12 protein-coding genes are annotated in these 21,063 nt (G+C 67.2%); 1 reads left to right on the top strand and 11 read right to left on the bottom strand.

The features are described from left to right. Position 1: 1 nt before the first annotated feature. Positions 2–412 (bottom strand): DUF4124 domain-containing protein, encoded by a 411-nt coding sequence (locus ACOOHP_RS14350; protein ID WP_420467166.1) that lies wholly within the window; start codon positions 410–412, stop codon positions 2–4. Positions 413–520: 108 nt separating this feature from the next. Here ACOOHP_RS14350 and ACOOHP_RS14345 point away from each other — a divergent pair, with 108 nt between their 5' ends. Beyond that, positions 521–1,456 carry a hypothetical protein gene (locus tag ACOOHP_RS14345; protein WP_420467165.1) on the top strand — a complete coding sequence of 312 codons (936 nt, stop codon included), beginning with the start codon at positions 521–523 and terminating at the stop codon, positions 1,454–1,456. A gap of 181 nt (positions 1,457–1,637) precedes the next feature. Here ACOOHP_RS14345 and ACOOHP_RS14340 read toward each other — a convergent pair whose 3' ends face one another. The 10 genes from ACOOHP_RS14340 to ACOOHP_RS14295 all read right to left on the bottom strand — a co-directional run bounded on the left by ACOOHP_RS14340 (position 1,638) and on the right by ACOOHP_RS14295 (position 20,738). Next, positions 1,638–2,918 (bottom strand): ammonium transporter, encoded by a 1,281-nt coding sequence (locus ACOOHP_RS14340; RefSeq protein WP_420467164.1) that lies wholly within the window; start codon positions 2,916–2,918, stop codon positions 1,638–1,640. 197 nt (positions 2,919–3,115) lie between these two features. After that, on the bottom strand, positions 3,116–3,454 hold the full coding sequence (locus ACOOHP_RS14335) for a P-II family nitrogen regulator (protein ID WP_420467163.1): 339 nt from the start codon (positions 3,452–3,454) through the stop codon (positions 3,116–3,118). 244 nt (positions 3,455–3,698) lie between these two features. Next, positions 3,699–4,637 (bottom strand): homoserine kinase, encoded by a 939-nt coding sequence (locus ACOOHP_RS14330; RefSeq protein WP_420467162.1) that lies wholly within the window; start codon positions 4,635–4,637, stop codon positions 3,699–3,701. 180 nt (positions 4,638–4,817) lie between these two features. Continuing rightward, positions 4,818–6,308 (bottom strand): TrkH family potassium uptake protein, encoded by a 1,491-nt coding sequence (locus ACOOHP_RS14325; protein WP_420467161.1) that lies wholly within the window; start codon positions 6,306–6,308, stop codon positions 4,818–4,820. Positions 6,309–6,315: 7 nt separating this feature from the next. Further along, positions 6,316–7,692, bottom strand: coding sequence for a Trk system potassium transporter TrkA (gene trkA / locus ACOOHP_RS14320; protein ID WP_420467160.1), 1,377 nt, complete (start codon positions 7,690–7,692; stop codon positions 6,316–6,318). A 152-nt stretch (positions 7,693–7,844) separates the two neighbouring features. Beyond that, the gene (locus ACOOHP_RS14315) at positions 7,845–8,321 is read right to left on the bottom strand and encodes a hypothetical protein (RefSeq protein WP_420467159.1); all 477 of its coding nucleotides are present in this window, start codon (positions 8,319–8,321) and stop codon (positions 7,845–7,847) included. Between the two features lie 145 nt (positions 8,322–8,466). Then, positions 8,467–9,768, bottom strand: a complete 1,302-nt coding sequence (gene rsmB / locus ACOOHP_RS14310) for a 16S rRNA (cytosine(967)-C(5))-methyltransferase RsmB (protein ID WP_420467158.1) — start codon at positions 9,766–9,768, stop codon at positions 8,467–8,469. A gap of 143 nt (positions 9,769–9,911) precedes the next feature. Then, a complete protein-coding gene (locus ACOOHP_RS14305; RefSeq protein WP_420467157.1) occupies positions 9,912–11,507 on the bottom strand; it encodes a sensor histidine kinase in 1,596 nt (531 codons plus the stop codon). Positions 11,508–12,014: 507 nt separating this feature from the next. Next, entirely contained in the window at positions 12,015–12,713 is a 699-nt protein-coding gene (locus ACOOHP_RS14300) for a response regulator transcription factor (RefSeq protein WP_420467156.1), read from the bottom strand. Between the two features lie 150 nt (positions 12,714–12,863). Continuing rightward, the gene (locus ACOOHP_RS14295; RefSeq protein ID WP_420467155.1) at positions 12,864–20,738 is read right to left on the bottom strand and encodes a VCBS domain-containing protein; all 7,875 of its coding nucleotides are present in this window, start codon (positions 20,736–20,738) and stop codon (positions 12,864–12,866) included. Positions 20,739–21,063 lie beyond the last annotated feature (325 nt).

Genomic DNA, 21,063 nt, shown 5'->3' with positions numbered 1-21,063 from the left:
ACTAGGGGATCGCTTCTTCCGCCAGCTCGACATCGCCGCACTGGGTCGCCAGTTCGGTCTCGGTGAGCTCGATCAGCTGGGCCTTCTCCTCCTCGCTGTATTCGCGCTCGCGGCCCAGGCTGTCGCGCTCCACCAGCCGCGCGGCGTTGCGATAGGTCCCGAGCTGGGCCCGCTTGCGCGCGCAGTCGGCAACCTGTGCCTCGGTGAGCGCTTGTTCGGGGGCAGCCTCCGATTGCGAGCCGGCGATCGAGGTGCCGACCTTGCGGCCGAAGGGCTGCACGTCACGGGCGCCCAGCGGCGGCGTATCGCCGAAGTAAACCTTGTTGTCGGCGCCCACCCAGCGATAAATCTTGTCGGCGTAGGCATTGCCTGCAATCAGGCTCAGAGCCAGCAAAACCAGGGCAGCACGCATGTCAGGCGATCCGGTTCCAGGTGCCGCGAGTCTATTGCAGATTGCCCGGCACCACGAAGGCCGCTCGGCCGGCCCTGCCTGCCTACAATCGCGCATGAGGCATCGCACATGAGTTTGGCCACCCTGATCCGTCGCACCGCCGTTATCTTGCTGCTGTTGGCGGGCGCAGCGCAGTGGTGGCTGTGGCAGCGCACCCAGGACGAACTGGCACGCCTGACCGCGCGACTGATTCCGCACGGCGAACTGCGCTACCAGCACGCCTGGCCGTTCCTGTGGGGCGGCGCGCGCATATGGGGCCTGAGTTTTCAGCCCGAGGGTCTTTTGCGCGTGGGCCTGCACGCCGCGCCGGGCGCCGCATTGCGGATTCGCGAGTTGCGGATACGGCGGCTGTGCCTGGCAGCGGACGGGACCCTGTCGCAGATCGAGGGCAGCGCGTTCGGCGCCAGCCTGCCGCTGTCCAGTCTTCACGGCATCGTCGCCAGCGGACCGGACCACTTGCCGGTACCCAGTCCCGCCGACCTGGGCGAAGCGTGGTTGCAGTTCGACCTGGACTTCCGCGTTCGGTACGTGGCGCCGTCGCAGCTGGCGCAGGTCGCGCTGACCGCCAGCGGGCCGCTGCTGGGCAATCTGTACCTGAATACCGGCGTGGAGGGGACCCGGCAGGTTTTCGCGCGCGCACCCGAGCAGATGCTGATCCGTGCGCTGACCCTGGAATGGGCCGACGGCGGGTTGCTGGAACGCTACAAGGACGTCGCCGCCGCGCGTGCGCGCCTGACCCGGCCCGCCTGGGAACATGCGGTGATCGCGCGTCTGGACCGGCGCGCGCGCGCCGAGCGCTGGCAGTGGCAGGACGACACCGCCGCAGCGGTTCGGCAGGTGGTGCGTCGTACGCCCTACCTGCGTTTGCGGCTCGATCCGCCGGGCGACGTGGTGCTCAACAACATCCGCCTGTACCGGATGGGCGACTGGCCGGCGCTGCTGGGCTTCGAGCTGAGCACCATGGGCGGGTTCGAGCATCCGCTGCCCGCACGCACCTGGCCTTGATCTCGACCGCGGCGATGACCTGCAGCAATCAGCCACGGATCACACGGATAAACACCGATCAAGACATAAACGTGCTGAGAATCGTTGTTTCACCGATCGGGTGACTTGGTCGGCACCGACCAAGTAGCCGATTTTCAATCCGTGTCATCCGTGAAGTCTGTGGCAAATGCTTCTTCCAGGATCAGAGGTCGTAGCCGCGCTCGTTGTGCTGCGCGGTGTCCAGGCCCGAGGATTCCTCCTCGGCGCTGACGCGCAGGCCCATGACCATGCGCACCAGCTTGAGCAGCACAAAGGTGACTGCGGCGGTGTAGGTGCCGACCGCCAGTACGCCGATCGCCTGTACGCCCATCTGCGAACCCATGTTCATGCCATCGGCATAGCCCTGGCCGCTGAATACGCCCAGCGCGCTGGACGCAAACACGCCCGCCAGCAGCGTACCCAGGATGCCGCCAACGCCGTGCACCGGAAACACGTCCAGCGAGTCGTCCACCCCCAGCTTGCGCTTGAGGAAGTTGGTGGCGTTGAAGCACAGCACGCCGGCGGCCAGGCCGATCACCAGCGCGCCGCCGGGGCCGACGAAGCCCGACGCCGGGGTGATGGTGCCCAGGCCCGCCACCATGCCGGTGACCGTGCCCAGGGCCGAGGGCTTGCCGTAGCGGAACCACTCGATGATCGCCCACGCGGCGGCGCCGGCCGCAGCGGAAATGTGCGTGACCAGAATTGCCATGGCGGCGTTGCCGTTGGCCGCCAGCGCCGAACCGCCGTTGAAGCCGAACCAGCCCACCCACAGCATGGCGGCGCCGGTCACGGTCATGGTCATGTTGTGCGGCAGCATCGGCGTGCTGGGAAAGCCCTGGCGCGTACCCAGCACCAGCGCTGCGACCAGTGCGGCCACACCGGCGGTGATGTGCACCACGGTGCCCCCGGCGAAGTCCAGCAGACCCATGCCGAACAGCCAGCCGTCGGCGGCCCACACCCAGTGGCACACCGGCGCATAGACCAGGATCGACCACAGCATGGAAAAGGTCAGCATGGCCGAGAACTTCATGCGTTCGGCGAATCCGCCCACCACCAGCGCCGGGGTGATGATGGCGAAGGTCAGCTGGAACATGGCGAACGCGGTTTCGGGAATGGTCCCGCTGACGGTGCCTTCCTCCACGCCGGCAAAGAAGGCCTTGCCGAGTCCGCCGATCAGCGGACCCCCTTCGGCGAACGCCAGGCTGTAGAGAAACAGCACCCACATCACCGAGATCGCGCAGGTGATGGCAAAACACTGCATCAGCACCGACAGCACGTTCTTGGTGCGCACCAGGCCGCCGTAGAACAGCGCCAGGCCCGGCAAGGTCATGAACAGCACCAGTGCGGTGGAGGTGAGTATCCAGGCGGTGTCGCCACCGTCGAGTTCCTGCGCGCCGGCCACAGCCGGGAACGCGGCGAGCGCCGCTGCTATCCAGTGCTTCATGTGTCTCCCTTACCCGACTCTTGCGATCTTGGCGGCCCGACGCTTGTTCACCGGCGCGCCCGTATTTTTTTCGCCTAACGCCTAACGCCTAACGCCTAACGCCTAACGCCTAACCGGGGCTGCCGCCCGCCAGATCGGCGCACGCAAGTGCCAAGTCAAGGCACTTGCGTCGGCTCGCGCCGCTCCGGCCCTAACGCCTAAACCGCATCGACCCCCGCCTCGCCGGTGCGAATGCGCACGGTCTGGTCGAGGTCATAGACGAAGATCTTGCCGTCGCCGATCTGGCCGGTCTTGGCACTTTTCTGGATGGCCTCCAGCGCCCGCTCCACCATGTCCGGGGCCAGTGCCACTTCGAGCTTGATCTTGGGCAGCAGGTCCACGGTGTATTCGGCGCCGCGATACAGCTCGGTATGCCCCTTCTGCCGGCCGAAGCCGCGTACCTCGGTCACCGTCATGCCCTGCACGCCGATATCGGCCAGGGCCTCGCGGACGGCGTCGAGCTTGAACGGCTTGATCACGGCAATCAGCATTTTCATGGGCAACCTCGGATCGCTGTCGAGTAAGGATGGTTGGAGTCTAGCCGACTCCGCGCCGGTCAAAAAACCAAGCCCCGCCGGGGCGTGCCGGCTCGAAACGCAAACGGCCACCCGGAGCGCAGCAACGGCGAAGCTGCGGCCGCAGGCCTGGGGTTTTCTTGCAGGGCAGCGCGCTGCTCGGACACGAGAGTCTTCGCCGCGCTCGCAACGACAGGGGACTCGGCGCGCGATGGGCCACCGAAGCTCACGCCAGCGGCAGCTCCTGCGTGCGGTGAAATTCCAGGATGCGGCGGTAGGCGTCCGGGTCCTTGATATGCACCATGCCGCCTTCGCGCGGATGAATCCAGTCGTAGAGCCGCGACAGGTAGAAGCGCAGCGCCGCCGCCCGCAGCACCAGATTCCATGCGGCGTGCTCCTCGGCGGTGGTCTGTCGCCGCGACCGATACGCCAGCATCATCGCGCTGGCGCGCGCGGCGTTGAGGGTGCCGTGGGTGTCGAAGCACCAGTCGTTGACGGTGATCGCCAGGTCGTAGAGCAGGCTGTCGCGGCAGGCGTAGTAAAAGTCGATGACCCCACTGAGACGGTCGTCCACGAACAGCACGTTGTCGCGAAACAGGTCGGCATGCACGATGCCCTGTGGCAAGGCCTGCAAATCCAGCCCGGCCTGCGCCTGCAGCTCGGATTCGATCAGGGCACGTGCATCGGTGCGCAGATGAGGCAGCAGATCCGCCGCGGTATGGCTCCGCCAGGCGCTGCCGCGCGAGTTCTCCGCAGCGCCGCCGAACGAGGCCGCGATGCGGTGAAGCTCACCGAGCACGCCGCCGGCGGCGCTGCATTGCGCGATGTTGGGAAACAGCACGCTCTGACCCACCAGGCGCTGCACCATCGCGGCAGGCTTGCCGTTGAGTTCCACCAGATTGCGCCCGGCGTGCGTGCGCAACGGTGCGGCGCTGGGAAAGCCGTGCGCGGCCAGATGCTCCATCAGGCCCAGAAAGAACGGCAGGTCGTCGTAGTTCAGCCGCTCGAACAGGGTCAGCACCCAGCGGCCGTCCTCGGTATCGACGAAGTAGTTGGTGTTCTCCACCCCCTCGCCAATGCCCTGAAAGCCGACCACGTCGCCGACCGGGTACTGGCTCAGAAATGCCTGCAGCTCCGAGTGACTGACTTTGGTGAAGACGGACATAAATCAGGCGTTAGGACGCCGGCTGCGCCGGCTTTGGGCGTTAGCAAAAGCGGGGACCGACCTTAGCATTTTGCCTCACGCCTCACGCCTCACGCCTCACGCCTCACGCCTCATGCCTCACCGGGGCTACCGCCCGCCGGGTCGGTGCACGCGAGTGCCAAGTCAAGGCACTCGCGTAGGCTAGCGCCGCCAGAACGCCGGGGTGAACACGATCAGCAGGGTGAAGATTTCCAGCCGGCCCAGCAGCATGCTGAACATCATGATCCATTTGCCGGGGTCCGAGACTTCCGCCACTGAACCGCTCAACGAACCCAGGCCGGGACCCATGTTGTTGATGGTGGCAGCCACCGCGGAGAACGCCTCCACCGGCTCCAGGCCGGTCGCCATCATCGCGAAGCTGAGCAGGATGGTGAACCCGATGTACACGGAAAAGAATCCGCCGATGGCGTAGACCACGCTGTCGTCCACTACCCGGCCGTCGAGCTTGATCGGCAACTGTGCATTGGGATGGATCAGTCGCTGCACCTCACGCAAAGCCTGCTTCACGAACAGCATCAGACGCACCATCTTGACGCCGCCCGAGGTCGAGCCCGAGCAACCCACCATGAATCCGCACAGCATCAGCATCATCGGCGCGTAGGACGGCCATAGGCTGGCGTTGGTGGTGGTGAAGCCGGTGTTGGTGCCGTAGGACACCACATGGAACGCGGCGGTGCGCAGCGTGGTAGCGGTGTCGTCGAAGGTCTGCGCGATCAATAGCGGAATGCTGATCAGCAAGGTGTAGCCGAGGATCACGGTCAGACAGGCGCGGAACTCGCTGTCGCGCCAGTACACGAACACGCTGCGATGACGCCACACGCCGAAATGGGTGGCGAAGTTGATCGTCCCCAACAGCATGAACACGATCACGGCGCACTCCAGCGCCGGGCTGTTGTAGAAGCCGATGCTGGCGTCGTGGGAGGAAAAGCCGCCGGTGGCCAGGGTGGACAGGGCGTGGCACATCGCGTCGAACGGCGACATGCCCAGCAGCCAGTACACCAGGCCGCAGATGACGGTGAGGCTCAGGTACACCAGCCACAGCACGCGCGCGGTTTCGGTGATGCGCGGGGTGAGTTTGTTGTTCTTCATCGGGCCCGGGATCTCGGCACGGAACAACTGCATGCCGCCGATGCCCAGCATCGGCAGGATCGCCACCGCCAGCACGATGATGCCCATGCCGCCCAGCCAGTGCAGTTGCACGCGGTAGAAGTTGATCGCCTTGGGCAGCGCGTCGAGGCCCGCCGCCACGGTGGTCGTACCGGTGGTGGTCAGACCGGACATCGACTCGAACAGCGCGTCGGTGGGGTGGTTCCACAGCGTGTCCGACAGATACAGCGGGATCGCGCCGAACGCACCCAGCACCGTCCAGAACAGCACCGTGATCAGAAAGCCATCGCGGATCTTGAGTTCGTTGCGCACGCGCCGTACCGGCCACCACAGCACGAAGCCGGTGGCCAGGGTGATCCAGCCGGTGGCCAGAAAGGCGCGAAAGGCGTCTTCGTCGTACAGCAGGTCCACTGCTACCGGGGGCAGCATGGTCATGCTGAACAGCATCAGCAGCACGCCGGTCACCCGCTGCACCGGCGCCAGGCGCCGGGCCGGGATGCTGCGATATAGGTCGAGCAGAACCATCGAGGGGTCAGATAAACGCGAACCCGACCTGGAACAGCTTCTCGACTTCGCGCGTGTGCTTGCGGTTGACCATGAACAGGATGATGTGGTCTTCCGGTTCGATGGCGGTGTCGTGATGGGCGATCAGCACTTCCTCGCCGCGCACCACCGCGCCGATGGTGGTGCCCGGCGGCAGCTTGATCTCCTCCAGGCGCCGGCCCACCACCTTGCTCGACTTGCGATCGCCATGCGCGACCGCCTCGATCGCTTCCGCTGCGCCGCGGCGCAACGAATGCACGCGCACCATGTCGCCGCGCCGCACGTGCGCCAGCAGCGCCGACACCGTGGCCTGCTGCGGTGAAATGGCGATGTCGATGGCGCCGCCTTCCACCAGGTCCACGTAACTCAGGCGGTTGATCAGCGATAGCGCCTTGCGCGCGCCCAGCCGCTTGGCCAGCATCGCGGACAGAATATTGGCCTCGTCGTCGTTGGTCACCGCGCAGAAGGCGTCGCAGTCTTCGATGTTCTCTTCGGTGAGCAGATCCTCGTTGGCGGCATCGCCCCACAGCACGGTCGAGCGTGTGAGCTGCTCGGACAAGTGCCGCGCACGTTCGCGCGAGCGTTCCACCACCTTGACCTGCACGCTGCTGCCTTCCAGCGCACGCGCCAGGCGCAGACCGATGTTGCCGCCGCCGGCGATGATCACGCGCTTGACCGGCTTATCCATGCGGCGCAGCTCGGCCATCATCTTGGGCACGTGCTCGGCGGCGGCGACGAAGAACACTTCGTCTTCGGCCTCGATGATGGTGTCGCCTTCAGGAATGATCGGCCGGCCGCGACGGTAGATCGCCGCCACGCGCGCATCGATGCCGGGCAGATGCTGCGGCAGCTCCATCAGTTGGCGGCTCACCAGCGGGCCGCCGTAATAGGCCTTGACGCCGACCAGGCGTACGCGGCCGTTGGCAAAGTCCACCACCTGCAGCGCACCCGGGTATTCGATCAGCCGGTGGATGTAGTCGGTGACCAGCTGCTCGGGGGAGATGTGCAGGTCCACGCTCAGCGCGTCCTGCGAAAACAGGCGCTCCTCGGTGAGGTATTCGGCCGAGCGCACGCGCGCGATCTTGGTCGGCGTCTGGAACAGGGTGTAGGCGATCTTGCAGGCGAGCATGTTGGTCTCGTCCGACTCGGTCACCGCGATGAGGATGTCGGCGTCGTCGGCGCCGGCCTTGCGCAGCACTTCCGGGTGCGAGCCGTAGCCCTGCACGATGCCGATGTCGATGCGCTCCTGCAGGTCGCCCAGCAGCGTGGCGTCAGCGTCCACCACGGTCACATCGTGGTTTTCGCTGGCAAGGTTTTCGGCCAGGGTGGCGCCGACCTGGCCTGCACCGAGAATGATGATTTTCACGTCGTCCTGGATTGGGCGCCTGCGGCCGTCGGCACCTTACGCCCGGCCATGGGGGCGCGCAATAAGCCTTTACCCGGATGCGGCCAGGGTTCGGCCCATGCCGGCGCGCCGGAAAGCTCGGGCGTCTGCAGCTAGCCAGGGTCCGGGCTTTCTCACGGGGCCGACGCCTCTGCGGCGATTCGCTGAATATGTGCGCCGAAATCCGGGTCCTCGCCGCGCAGCAGTTCCGGCAGCGCCGTGCGGAAATCCTCGCGCACACACCACTCGCGCATGTAGTCCTCCCAGCTCTGCCACAGGCGCGCGGTGCGTGGCGACATGTCCTCTTCAAACACCAGCAGGTAAGCGCGCTCGAACAGCGAGATCAGCAGCCCGAACAGCACGCCCTTGCGCTCGCGCTGTTCGTCGGTCAGGTCGGCGGTCGGCTGGCCCGGGCTCATCAGGCGCAGGTCGGCGTGTTCCAGCGCCAGACGCAGGAAGCTGGCGTACTCGTCGGAAAGGCGCTGGTAGAGCTCCTCTTCGTCCGCTGCGTGTTCCTTGCGCTGTTCGTACACGAACACGCCGATGGCCAGCGGCAGGCCGATCACCGTGACCAGATAGCTGAGGAACTCCATCCATTCGAACAGGCTCATGGCACATCGTAGCGTCGTCGTCGGGGGGGGCGGGGTTCACCCGGGCGACTCGCTGCAGCATCGTAGGGCGGCCCATGGCCGCCGTCTGCGCGCGACGGACGGATATGCGCTTGCTGGTTGTGTGTGACGGCGGGCGCGGCCCGTCCTACGCAGCCGCTCGACGGTTCTTGCGCAGGGCAGCGAAGTAGAAGCCATCGAAGTCGCCGCCGGGGGCGATGCGCCGACCGAAGCGGCGCGCCTCGCCCCAGTTCGCGTCGATGGCTTCGTGTTTGGCGTCGGCCTGCTGCATGAAGAACTGCCGCACCACCTCCTCGCCCTCGGCGGCCAGCACCGAACAGGTGGCGAACAGCATCCGCCCGCCGGGCGCCAGCAGCGGCCACAGCGCGAACAGCAGACGCAGTTGCTGGTCGGCGAGGCGCGGAATGTCATCGGCTCGGCGCAGCCACTTGATGTCCGGATGCCGACGGATGACGCCGGTGCCGGAACAGGGTGCGTCGAGCAGAATGCGGTCGAAGGGTGCGCCGCCCCAGCGATCCTTGAGCAGCGCGGCATCGCGCGCCAGCAGGTCGGCTTTCAGGTCCAGCCGGCGCAGGGTGTCGCGCACCTTGTCCAGGCGCTGGGCGTTGTGGTCCACCGCCAGCACCTCCACGTCGGCGCGCTCCAGCAGGTGCGCGGTCTTGCCGCCCGGCGCACTGCAGGCGTCGAGCACCTTCAGGCCCGGTTCGAGTTGCAGCAGATCCACCGCCCGTTGCGCGGCGGCGTCCTGCACCGACACCTGGCCTTCGATGAATCCGGGAATGCGTTCGACCGGGGTCGGGTGCTCCAGCACCAAGGCGTCGGGCGCGGCCTCCACGGGATGTGCGGCGAGGCCGGCGGCGGCCAGGGTGGCGCGGTAGGTGTCGCGATCCTGGCGCCGACGATTCACCCGCAGGGTCATCGGTGCTTGTTCGTTGTTGCGCTCCAGTATCGACTGCCAGTGTTCGGGCCAGTCGCGTTGCAGCGCTTCGATCAGCCACGACGGATGCGAATACTGCGCGGTCAGATCGCTGGCGATCGCGGCTTCCAGCGCTTCGCGTTCGCGCTGAAAACGTCGCAGCAAGGCATTGAGCAGCGGCTTGCGCTCGGGGCGGCCGAGAATCTCGCAGGCCAGCACGGTCTCGTTGACCGCGGCGTGCGGCGAGACCCGCAGCGAGCGCAACTGAAACAGCCCCACCTCGATCAGCGCGCAGATCAGGGTGTCGGCCTGCAGGGACGACTTGAGCATGCGCTGCGCCAGCGCCGCCAGGCGGCCATGGTCGCGCAGGGTGCCGTAGGCCAGCGCGCGCAGCAGGCTGCGATCACCCGGAGACAGGTTGGTTTCCAGCGGCGGCAGCGCATCGTCCAGGCTGCGGCCGGACAGCACGGCGGCCACCGCCAGTGCGGCGGCCGAACGGGGGGTGGGTTTCATGGCGCAATTGTGAGGGTGTGGATGCGAAACGTCGCGTGGGCGCTATCGTCCGCCGTGGCCCGGGCGCAGCCCGGGTTTTCGCAGCGGGCTGCCCCGGGTTGCACCCGGGCTGGTCTGTGCTGAAAAGTCCGCCGATCAACGCGCTACTGCGAAGGCTCCGCCCACGGCAGGCCGATGCAGAAATGCGCACCGCTGGGGCTGGGCTGCAGCGCGATGTGGCCGCCATGGGCCTGCAGCAGCGAACGCACGATGGACAGGCCCAGACCGGTGTGACCGCCGTCGCGTGCGGTGGTGAAGAAAGGCTCGAACACGCGCGCCGCGTTGTGCTCGGATATGCCCTTGCCGTTGTCGATGACGTCGATCGCCAGCTCGCCGCCGTGTGCATGCAGATGCAGCGCAACGCGGGTGTCGGCGCCGCCGTGCTGGCGAGCGTTGTCGAGCACGGTGCTGAGAATGGCGTCCAGCGTCTCGGCGTCGATGGCCGCGTGCAGGTTCGTTGCCGGGAGCTGCAGGTCCACTGCCAGGCCGCGCTCGCGGTAGCGCTGGGCCAGGGCCTGCAACAGCGGACTCAGCGCGGTGATGACGGGTTCCGCGCCCGGCCTGGCCATGTCGGCGCGCGCCAGTTCGAGCAGGCGGCTGACCAGCCGGTCCAGGCGCGCGGCGTCGGACTCCAGCAGGGCCAGAAACCGTTCGCGTTCGTCCGGGTTCATGGTGGCGGCGTGATCGCGCAGCAGTTCCACGGTGCCGCGGATGGCGGTCAGCGGCGTCTTGAACTCGTGCGAGACGTGGGCGGCGAAATCGCGGATGTAACGTGCGCGCTCTTCCAGGGTGCGCGCCATCGCCGCCACGGTTTGCGAAAGCTCGGCGATTTCGCGCGTGCCGGCGTGCCGCAGCGGCACCACCGCGCCGGACTCGCCGCGCGCCGCGCGTCGCGCCTGGCGGATCACCGCGCGCACCGGCCGGCCGATGGTGACCGCCGTGAGCAAGGACAGGCCCAGCACCGTCAGCAGCAGCGCGGCGCCGGCCCAGGCCAGCTCGCGACGCTTGCCGCGCAGCGCCTGCCAGATGTTGCCGGGTGTGCGCAGCAGGGTGACCGCGCCGATCACGCGATCATCGGCCAGAATCGGCACCGCCACCGCCACCCGAATCCGGGCGCCGCGCGAAATCGAATCCAGCGGCGGCGGCGGGCGCTGGCTGCCGCGCTGACGCATCAGGCTCACGTACTCGCCGGCCAGCGCGCGCTGCGCCTCCGGCAGTGCCGCCATCGACAGGCCCAGATCGCCGCCGGTGGTGGCGACGATGGTGCCGTGTACATCGAGCACACGGATGCCAGCCAGGGTGATGACCTGGGCGTCGCGCAGGATGGGTTCGATCTGGGCGCCGACGGCGGCGGCGATGGCGTCCGGGGCGATGGTTCCGGGCTGCGGTTCCGGCGGTGGTGGCAGCACCGGGTCGGTCGCCAGGTCCAGGCTGACCAGGCGCGGGCGCCACGGGCCGTCCGGGTCGGCGCGCGGCTCCACGTGGCGGCGTGGCACACCGTAATCGGCAGGCAGCGCAGGGCCATCGGCCAGCAGCGTGCGGTAGGTGGCGCTGATGAACACGCCCTGGGCGATCAGCTCGGATTCGGTCTGGCGGATCAGCGCGCTCTCATACACCCGCAGCACCGCGATACCGCCCAGCGGCAGCAGCAGGATCACCAGGTGAATCAGGATCAGGACGGTGGACAGGCGCGGGCGCATGCAGGGCATCGTCGGGTATCAGGGGTCTCGGGAACAAACCGCACGGTCGCCGCGTGCGTCGCGAAGCGGCCAATGACAGCGCCTGGTATCGCAACGCGCCAACATTGAAACGAGACCGGTCTTTGGTTCCCTTCTCCCGCAGGCGGGAGAAGGTGCCCCGCAGGGGCGGATGAGGGGTTTTACGAGCGTGGGCGAATCGAGAATCAAGGAAGCCCACGCGCTGAAAGCCCCTCACCCCTGCCCCTCTCCCGCCTGCGGGAGAGGGGTTCCCAGGGCAACGGATTACAGAACTCTGGTAGCGCAGCGCGCCAGTATCGAAACGGAACGAGTCATCGGATCCCTTCTCCCGCAGGCGGGCGGATGAGGGGTTTTCACGAGCGTGGGCGAACCGTGCAATCGAGAGCGCCCACGCCCTGAAAGCCCCTCACCCCTGCCCCTCTCCCGCAGGCGGGGAGAGGGGTTCCCAGGGCAACGGGTTCCGAACGGCGCAATGAAATCGAAACCGCGCTACGCGCAGGGCCCCAGCTTGTAGCCGATGCCGTGCACCGTCTCGATCGGGTCCACGCCCAGCGCCGCGAACTTGGCGCGCACGCGTCGCACGTGGCTGTCGATGGTGCGGTCGGAGACGATCTTGTGCAGCTCGTAGGCCTGATCCATCAGGTGCTCGCGCCGGCACACCTTGCCCGGCCGCGTCATCAGCGTACGCAGGATGCCGAACTCGGTCAGCGTGAGGACCAGCTCCCGCGCGTCCCAGAACGCCTTGTACTGCTCGCCGTCCAGACGCAGGCGGCCGTGTTGCAACTGCAGGCCGGGCGCGTCCGGCGCCGCGGCCTCCGGCGCCAGCGCGCCGCGACGCAGAATCGCGCGTACCCGCGCCACCAGTTCGCGTGGCGAAAACGGCTTGGAGACGTAATCGTCGCCGCCCAGCTCCAGCCCGACGATGCGGTCGATCTCGTCGTCCTTGGAGCTCAGGAACACGATGGGCGTGTGGCGGTCGGTGGCGCGGATGCGCCGACACACCTCGGTGCCGTCCAGTTCCGGCATCAGGATGTCCAGCACCACCAGCGCCGGCCGCACGGCGACGAACCGGCTCAGCGCCTGCTCGCCGGTGTCCGCCGTCACCGTCTCGAAGCCGGCCTTGCGCAAGGCAAAACACACCACCTCGCGGATGCCGGCGTCGTCGTCCACCACCAGGATGGTCTGCATGCGGCGAGCTTAATCGGCGGTGTGCGGCGCGTGCCAATGGCGTGGCGTGATCGGGCACGGCCCTTCGACCGGGATACTCCGGGGACGAGACGGGACGCGGCGGGCGCGGCCGCCCTACGAATCCGACTCGTAGGGCGGCCGCCGGCCGCTCTAGACCGCCGTCACGTCTGCGGCATCGAACGTCGACCCCACGGCTACCTGCACCGTGGCCAGCAGGTAATCGAAATCGCCGTTGTTGTCGGTATCGATGCGCAGTTCGAAGTTGCCGCCGGTCAGATCGACGATGTCGAAGATGTCGGCGTTGTTTCCCGGCAGCGAGTCCAGCAGCGCCACCAGATTGAACATGTCCTGTCCGTCGGTCCCGTCGCCATCGAAGTCGAGTATGGTGTCGGCGCCGCCGTCAAGTGCGTTGGGTTCGTAGACGATGGTGTCGTTGCCGGCGGAGACGTCGATGGTGTCGCTACCGGGGCCGCCGGCGACGTTGTTGCTGCCGGTGCCGCCGTGGATCAGGTCGTCGCCCATGCCGCCGCGAAGCCGGTCGTCATCCGCGTTGCCGTACAGGAAGTCGTCTTCGGGGCTGCCGAGCAGGCTGTCCTGGCCACCAAAGCCGTACAGGATGCTGCCGACGGCGGATGCGGTGGCGTCCAGGGTTTCGTCGAACGCGCCCATGCCGGCGCCGGTGGCTGCCGTGCCCAGAATCAGCCGTGCCACGTCGGTTTCGACCGTGCCGTCGGAAACCCGGTAGATGGCATCGGTCACCGCAGTCTGCGCGGCCACGTTCTGCGTGGTGGCGCTGCCGTCATTGGCCAGCGGATTGGGCAGCGTCAGGTTGCTGCCGGCGTACAGCGCGTTGATGACGGCTTCCGAATCGACGTCGGTGGCGGTGAACGAGAAGCTGTTGGTGGTGGTGGTCAGGTCCGTGACGACGGGGGCGTCGTTTTCGCCCTCGATTTCGAACGTCAGCGTGGCCTCGTTGGACACGGCGCCGAACTCGTCGATGGCGGTGTAGGCGAATACGTCGCTCACCATGTCGCCTTCGTTCAGAGCGAGCAAGGCAGCTTCGTTGTTCGATGCGTAGAAGTAGCTGCCGTCAGCATTCAAAACAAGGTTGCCGAATGCGCCGGCAAGCGGTTCTTCAACGGTGCCCGGCGTGTTGTCGAAGGACACGGAGTTGACGGTTCGCATCGCACCGTTGTCAGGGTCCATATCGTTGTCGAGTACGCTGCCAGTAGATGCGACAGCGGTAATCGTCAGATCGGTCGCCCCGATCGGGTTCCCATTATTAAAGTCATCGTTGTAATTGTTATTCATCGCTACCGGCGCATCGTTGGTGCCGGTGACGGTGATGGTCAGGGTGGCGGTGTCGTTGACGGTGCCGTCGCTGACGCGGTAGGTGAAGACCTCGTCAGCGGTGGTGCCCTGTGCTAACGCCTGGGTGTCGTCGTCATTGTCGTCCAGCATGTAGACGTAGCTGCCGTCGGATTCCAGCATCAGCGAGCCGAACATGCCGGTGACGGTGGCGTTGCCACCGGGGGTGATGACGCTGTTCGCCCCACCGGCAGGCGTCACGCGATTGACCACCAGCACGTCCGGATCGGGATCGTTGGCGAGGTCCGGATCGAGGTCGTTGTCCAGCACGCCATCGAGGCCCGCTTGGCCAATGGCCACCGACATCCCCGGCTCGGTGACGCCTGTCTCGGTCACCATGTTAGTGTCGTTGACCGCCATCACCGGATCGTTGACGTTGGCCACCGTCAGGTTGAACACGTCGGAGATCGACAGGCCGCCCGGGTCGGTGGCGATGACGCGGATCATCAGGTCCTGGACGTCGCCCGGGCCCGGGGTGCCGCCGAAAGTGCGGGTGGAGGGGTCGAACAGCAGCCAAGCGGGGCGGGGTGAGCCGTCGGCGAGGGTCGCGGTGAAGGCGAAGTTTTCCTGGTCGCCTATGTCGACGTCAGCAAAGCTGTCGGCGTCGAACTGGTAGGTGAAGGGCTGATTCTCGGTGGCCATCTGGTCCAGCAGCGGCATGGCCACGGTGGGCGGGTTGTTGGCGCCCACCGAGATGCGGAAGGTGTCGGTGGCGGTCAGGCCGCCGGTGTCGGTGGCGGTGACCTCGATGTCGAAGTCCATGTCGCCTTCTGCCTGGGTCGGCGTGCCGGTGAAGGTGCGGGTGGCCGCGTCGAAGTCCAGGAAGTCGGGCAGCGGGTCGCCGTTGGCCAGGGCGGCGGTGTAGGTGAGCATGTCGCCGGCGTCCTCGTCGGCAAAGATGGCGCCCATCTCGCCGAGGTCCGGGAACTGGTATTCCAGGTCCTCACCGATGTCGACGCCCTGGTCCAGCAGCAGGTTGGCGACGGTGGGCGCTTCGTTGACGTCCTGCACGTTGACCGTAATGGTCTGCACCGCCGTGCCACCGTCGCTGGCATCGGTGGCGGTGACCTGCACCACGTAGCCATTGTTCATGCCGGCGTCCTGCGGCATCTCGAAGTCGCGCGGCGTCTGGAAGGTCAGCGCGCCGGTCATCGGGTCGAGGTTGAAGAACTCCTCATCGGCGCCGCCGGTGATGGTGTAGGTCAACGGCTCCATGTCCGCGTCCGTCGCCATCACGGTGGTGACGACGGTTTCGTTCTCACCCACGTTCACGGTGCGGGCAGCGACCGCGAACTCGGTGGGATCGGCCGCGCCGGTGAGGGTGATGGTGAGGTTGGCCGGGCCGGATTCGGCGCCGAAGTCATCGATGGCGTTGTAGGTGAAGGTTTCGGTCACCACCTGGCCTTGATCGAGCGCCTCGGCCGCCGCGCCCAGGGTGTAGGTGTAGTTGCCGGTGGCCGCCATGTTCAGGGTGCCGTAGGTGCCGGCCACGCCGACGCCGACATTGCCGGCGTCGCCGTTGACCTGGGATACGGTCAGCACCAGCGGGCCGCCGCCCTCCGCCAGTCCGTCCGGGTCCACGTCGCTGAGCAGCACGTTGTTGGCGCCCGCGCCGGTGAGCGGCGCACCGCCCTCGTTCATGGTGCGGGTGTTGGCCACCGCCATCGGGGTGTCGTTGGTGCCGGTGATGGAGACGGTGAGCAGCGCGGTGGCGGTGTTGTCCTGGGGGTCGCTGACGGTGTAGCGGAAGACGTCGGTTGCGATTTCGTCCTGGTCCAGCGCCTGGGTGTCGGCGTCGGCGTTGTTCAGTGTGTAGGTCCAGGTGCCGTCGGAGGCGATCACCAGACTGCCGTAGGTGCCCACCAGGGCCGCGCCGCCGACGAAGCCGGCCTGGCCGCCGCCGCCCTCGGGCACGGTGCGGATGGCGGTGATGGTGAGGCCATCAGTTTCCATGCCCGGTGCGTTGTCCGGGTCGACGTCGTTGGCGATCACGTTGCCGGTGGCGGTGTCGTCGCCCGGGAACGCGGTGTTGCCGGGGTTGACGCCACTTTCGACGACCGGGTCCACCGGCGCGGCGAGGTTGCTGTCCGCGTTGGCGATGGGGGCGTCGGGCTCGCCGATCAGGGTGATGGTGCTGACGGCGGCCGGGTCGTTGTTGCTGGTGCCGTCGTTGATCACGAAGGTGGCGGTGCGGGTGGGGCCGGGCACCACGCTGTCACCGTCGTTCTGGTAGCTGACCGTTCGCAGCACCAGCTGGAAGTCCGCCACGGTGGCATTGAAGCCGGTGAAGGTGAGTACGCCGGTGTCGGGGTTGTACTCGCCGACGATGCGGCCGGCGGTGACCGGTTCGAGCATGTCGTTGAACACCAGGCGTTCGGCGCCCGGGTCCGGCAGGCCACTGGGCGCGGTGAGGGTGACGGTGGCGCTGGCCAGATTGGCATTGTCCGGATCGACCACGGTCAGCGCGTTGTCGTCGACGATGGGGATCAGCTCCGCATCGTCGGTGCCTTCGCGGAAGGTTGCCGAGTTGAAGTTGATGCCGTTGACCGCCGGGCCGTTGAGGTCCAGCACCGGGCGGTCGTTGGTGCCGGTGATGGTCAGGTTCAGGACCGCGGTGTCGCCGGCGGCCAGCGCCTGGGTGGCGGCGCGAGCATTGTCCAGGGTGTAGGTGTAGCTGCCGTCGGCTTCGATCAGCAGGTCGCCATAGGTGCCTTGCAGCACCGGGCCGCCCACCGTGCCGGCGGTGCCGGCGCCGAGGGTGTCGCCGGTTTCGATGGCGGTGATCTCGAGGCCGGTGATGTCGTCGGTGTCGGGGTCGACGTCGTTGTCCAGCACGTTGCCGACGGCGGTGTCGTCGCCGGCCACGGCCATCTCGCCGTTGACACCGGCCTCGACCAGCGGGTCGGCGTCCTGGTCGGCGGTTTCGAGGTTGGTGTCGTTGGCGGCGACGGGCGCATCCGGGAAGCCGATCAACGGGATGGTGCTGACGGCTTCCGGGCTGGTGTCCTGGCCGTCGAACACGGTGACGGTGACCACGCGGCTGTCGCCGGCGGTGACGTTGTCGCCCAGGTTGTCGTAGGTCAGCGTGCGCAGGGCGGCCTGGAAGTCGGCCAGGGTGGCGTTGAAGCCGGTCAGCGTCAGGACCCCGGTGTCGCGGTCGTAGGCCGCGGTCAGGCGGCCGGCAGTGAAGGCCGCGAGGCTCTCGTCCACCGCCAGGGATTCGTCCAGTGCGTCCGGCAAGCTGCCGTCGGCCAGGCGCAGGGTGACGGTGGCGCTGACCAGGCGCGGATTGTCCACGTCCGTCACGGTGCTCATGGTGGCGGCGACCAGCACCGGCCCGCCCTGTTCGGTGAAGGCCGAGGGCACGAAGTCGATGCCGTTGGCGTCGCCGTTGAGGTCCACTTCCGGCGTGTCGTTGGTGCCGTTGAGGGTGATGTCGAGCTGGCCGGGAACGCGCAGGGCGTCGACGGCGTCGTCGTTGGTCGCCTCGTAGACGAAGCTGTCGATCAGTTCGTCGCCGGTGTTGATGCTCTGCACGCCGGGCGTGGCGGTGTCGAAATCGAAGGCGTCGATCAGGTCCTGGTCCGGGGTGTAGGTGTAGCTGCCATCGGGACGGATCAGCAGAGTGCCGAACAGGCCCTGGATGGTGGTGCCGCCGCCGGGCATGCCGTTGTCGGTGACGTCGGTGGGCGCGTCGCCGGGCGCGTTGGCGGTGGCCACGGTCAGCGGCGCGCCGGCCTCGTCGGTGTCGTTGGTCAGCACGTTGCCGGACGCGGTTTCCACGTCGCGGGTGTTGTCGACGCCGCCGGCCTCGGATAGGTCGTTGACGTCGTCCACCACCTCGATGGCGTTGACGTCGAGCACGGTGATGGTCAGGCGCTGGTAGTCCACGCCGTCGTCGTCGCTGGTCTGGACGATCAGGTCGTACTCGTTGTCGCCGTTGAAACTGCCCGGCATCTCGAAGTCGGGCTGGAAGGCGTCGAGGAAGCTGAGGATGGCCGAGCCGGTGTTGGGACCGTTGGGCGCCGGTTCGATCTGCTCGATGCCGAACAGCTCGGCGTCGTCGCCGCCGGCGATGCGGAACACCAGCGTGTCATTGGCGCCGTCGAGGTTGATCAGCTGGCCGCCGTTGGCGTCGAGCTGGGCCACGAACAGGGTATTCTCGGGAATCTCGTACTGCGCCTCGTCGAGCCCGCCGCCGCTGGTGAACTGCGGCGGCAGTTCGCCGATCTCGCCGAGCAGGCCGTCGTTCTGGACCTGGACGGTCAGGGTCTGCTCGTCGGTCAGGCCGGTGTCGTCGGTGGCGGTGACGATGACTTCGTAGGAGTTGCCGAACAGGCCGGAGCCCTGGCCCTGCTCGGCGCTGGGCGGGGCCCAGAATTCGAGTACGCCGGTGTCTTCATCGATGCGGAAGAAGGTTTCCTCGGCGCCGCCGGTGATGCTGTAGGTGACGACCGCGCCAGTGTCTTCGTCCTCGGCTTCGACGGTGGTCACGGCCACGGTGTTCTCGACGATCTGGATGCTGGCCTCGTCACCGCCGCCGTTACTGACAATGACCGGGGCGTCGTCGTTGGCTTCTGTGACGTCGACCGACACAGTCTGTTCGGCGGTGCCGCCGTTACCGTCGGAGACGGTGACGACAAAGCTGTCGCGACCGACGAAGTCGGCGGCCGGCGTGTAGGTGAAGACACCATCGGCGCCGCCGGTGAGCTGGCCGCCTTCTTCGCGCGGGCCGGCGGTGTAGGTGAGGTCGTCGCCGTCGACATCCATGCCCTCGACGGTGATGGTGAGCGGCATGTCCTCGACGGTGGTGACGACTTGCGCGGCGTCTACCGCGGGGTCGTCATTGGCGCCGGTGATGGTGACGTCGACGGTGCCGACGCTGCCGTCCAGCGAGGTGACGGTGAAGCTGTCGCTGAGGGTGTCGCCCTCGGCGACGCCGTTGACGGTGGCGTTGTCGTTGTCGAGCGTGTAAGTCCAGATGCCGGCGGAGGAGACGCTGAAGCTGCCGTAGGTCGCAGTGCCGCCGCTGACCGGGCGGAACACGTTGTCGGGCCCGTCGGGATTGTCGGCGGTAAGTTGACCGCTGTCGGTGGGGGTGCCGTTGTTGTTGTCGCTACCGGCCTCGACGACGGCGCCGATCAGGTCGCCGCCGACGGTGGAGTTGGGCGTGGGGTCGATCACGCCGTCCTGGCCGTTGACCACGATGCTGACCGTGGCGGTGGTGCCGTCGATGGCGGTGACGGTGAAGCTGTCGGCCAGGCTCTGTCCGGTGTTGAGTACGGACACCGCCGGGTCGGAGCTGTCGAGGTTGTAGGTCCACAGGCCACCGGCGCTGACGCTGAACGTGCCGAACTGCGCGGTGCCGTTGGACACCACGAACATGTCGTCCGGCCCGTCGGGATCCGTGGCACTCATCTGGCCCGTGGCGGTGGGCACGCCGGGGTCGGTCGAAGTGGTTTCGGTGACGCTGCCGCTGAGCACGCCGCCGATGACGGTGTTGTCTTCGTCCTGATTGGTGACCGTGACGGTGAGGACCTGCGAGTCGGTCAGCTCGCCGTCGCTGGCCAGAATGGTGACGACGTAGGTGTTGTTGCCGTCGGCGTCTGCCGGGTCTTCCGAGTCCTGGGGACCCAGGGTGAGCACGCCCGCGGAGGTGATGGTGAACAGGCTCGCATCGGGCCCGGTGAGGCTGAAGGCCACGTCGTCGCCGTCGGGGTCGGATGCCACCACGGTGGTGATGAAGGTGGCGCCTTCATTGACGCTGCCGGTGGCGGTATCGCCGTCGCCGCTGATGATTTCCGGTGCGCGATTGGGCTGGCCTTCGTTGATGTCGGTGACGGTGATCACCAGGGCCTGGGTGTCGTTCAGTTCGCCGTCGCTGGCCTGCACGATGACGTTGTAGATGTTGTCGCTGCCGTTGTCGGCCGGCATCTCGAAGTCGGGCGCGGCCAGGAACGTCAGCGCGCCGGTGCCGGAGTTGATGCCGAAGCGCAGCGCATCGGCGCCGCCGACGATGCTGTAGGTGAGCGTGTCGTCGTCTGCGTCGCTGGCCACGACGGTGGCGACAACGGTGCTGTTCTCGGCGACCGAAACCGATCGGACGTCACTGCCGAAGAAGGGCGCGGAATTACCGGCCGGGGGCGGCGTGCCACCACCGCCGCCTCCGCCGCCACCGCTGTCGCTGGCGGCAATGGCGATCAGACCGACGCCGCCGACGCCGCCGGCGATCGCCCAGCCGTAATCGCCGGGCGCGAAGCCGCCACCGCCACCGCCGGAGGAGGCATTGGGATTGACCGGGATGGTCTCAACCGGCCGCGCCGATCCGCCCGGGCCGCTGGGATTGGTGGGGAAATTCTCGTAATTCGGGGCCGGATTGGACGCTGGGGCCTGCGCCGGGTTCTGCGCCTGGGCCACCAGCACTTCGGCACCTTCGGGCAGGAAGACGGTGTAGACCTCGCCGGACTCGTCGACCAGCACGACTTCTTCGGTCTGCTGCCCGTGGTCGACCTCGCTGTCGTCCAGCTCTTTCTTGCGCTTCAGGCCCTGGGGAATGATCAGCTTTTCGTCGGGCCCCAGTGCCAACCTTGCCTCGGCGTCCAGGTCCAAGGTTTTTTGCGTGCCGTCGGCGGCGATCAAAATCGTCTGCAGAGCCATCTTTATTCCCCCAATACAGCGTCTGGTGAGCATGTAAGTCGCGGCCCACGCAATGCGTGCGCCAAGTTACTGGACGCTACCACAATAAAATGGCGTAAAGCCATACACGGCGGATAGTTACCGCAAATAGTTAGCGTAGGTCTGCGCGGCTCGGAAGCGATCCCGGTTTGCGGTCAGTTGCGCCGCCCCGACCCGGGCTGCGCCCGGGCTGCTGTTCCTAGTCTGAGCGGCGGCGTCTGAGCAGCGGCGGATGCTTGCACTGCGCTTGCACCATGTTTCGCGGAGCTTGCACCGTCGCGGCGCCGATTCTGCAAGTCACGCGCAG

The organism is Panacagrimonas sp. (assembly GCF_965216805.1).
In the GTDB taxonomy this organism is placed as follows: Bacteria; Pseudomonadota; Gammaproteobacteria; order Nevskiales; family Nevskiaceae; genus Panacagrimonas.
This window is presented reverse-complemented; position numbering and strand designations above follow the sequence as displayed.